Source organism: Lachnoclostridium sp. MSJ-17 (assembly GCF_018918205.1).
GTDB lineage: Bacteria > Bacillota > Clostridia > Oscillospirales > Acutalibacteraceae > Ruminococcoides.
In genome coordinates this window covers 1-1,145 of record NZ_JAHLQB010000006.1, presented here as the reverse complement: position 1 = coordinate 1,145, position 1,145 = coordinate 1, and the positions used below count along the sequence as shown (strand labels likewise).

The window sequence follows — 1,145 nt, the reverse complement described above, 5'->3', positions numbered from 1 at the left end:
ATCGTTCCCTACATTCCCACCTGGAAGAAGCCTATCTGCATCGCCCGTCACGCCTACGGCGACGTTTACAAGAACACGGAAATGCGCGTTGAGGGCGGCAGCAAGGCTGAGCTCTGCGTAACTAAGCCCGACGGCAGCGAAGAAAGAAGCCTTATCTTTGACTTCAAGTCCGACGGCATTATCCAGGGCATGCACAACATCGACAAGAGTATTTCCTCCTTTGCGCGCTCATGCTTCAACTACGCTCTCGACCAGCACATTGACGTATGGTTTGCTACAAAGGACACAATCAGCAAGACCTACGACCACCGTTTCAAGGATATCTTCGCGGAGATCTTTGAGAACGAGTACAAGGATAAGTTTGAGGAAGCGGGCATCACCTACTTCTACACCCTCATCGACGACGCTGTAGCGCGCGTTATCCGCAGCGAAGGCGGCTATATGTGGGCTTGCAAGAACTACGACGGCGACGTTATGAGCGACATGATCGCGACCGCTTTCGGCTCGCTGGCGATGATGACGAGCGTGCTTGTTTCTCCCGACGGCATCTACGAGTTCGAGGCTGCTCACGGCACCGTGCAGCGCCACTACTACAAGCACCTCAAGGGCGAGGAGACCTCTACCAACTCCGTTGCGACCATCTTTGCATGGACAGGCGCGCTCAAGAAGCGCGGCGAGCTTGACAAGCTGCCTGAGCTGACCTCTTTTGCCGAGAAGCTTGAGCAGGCTACGATCAAGACAATTGAGGACGGCGTTATGACCGGCGACCTCTACCTGATCTCTACCCTCGAAAACAAAACTAAGGTCAACACAGAGGATTTCCTCAAGGCTGTTAACGAGCGTCTTTCCGCAATGCTTTAATCCTCAAAAGGAGACACATGCGTATGTCAAAGAATGACAGCATTTCCATGTCGGTAATCAGGCGTTTGCCCAGATATTACCGCTTTCTCACCGAGCTCGACGAGCAGGGAGTTGACAGGATCTCATCCAACAAGCTCGCAGAGATCATGAACGTTACCGCTTCTCAGGTTCGTCAGGATCTCAACTGCTTCGGCGGCTTCGGTCAGCAGGGCTACGGCTACAGCGTCGGCCAGCTTAAAGACGAGATAAAGGGTATTCTCGGTCTTAACAACGGCTACAAGGCG

General features: G+C 53.4%; 2 protein-coding genes. Both read left to right on the top strand.

Annotated elements, in window-relative coordinates; all coding sequences use genetic code 11:
* The coding region (locus KQI64_RS00215; RefSeq protein WP_216522774.1) for an NADP-dependent isocitrate dehydrogenase at positions 1-861 on the top strand (861 nt) is incomplete at its 5' end.
* 23 nt (positions 862-884) lie between these two features.
* Positions 885-1,145 (top strand): winged-helix domain-containing protein (locus KQI64_RS00210; RefSeq protein WP_301282400.1); only part of this gene is annotated, 261 nt, incomplete at its 3' end.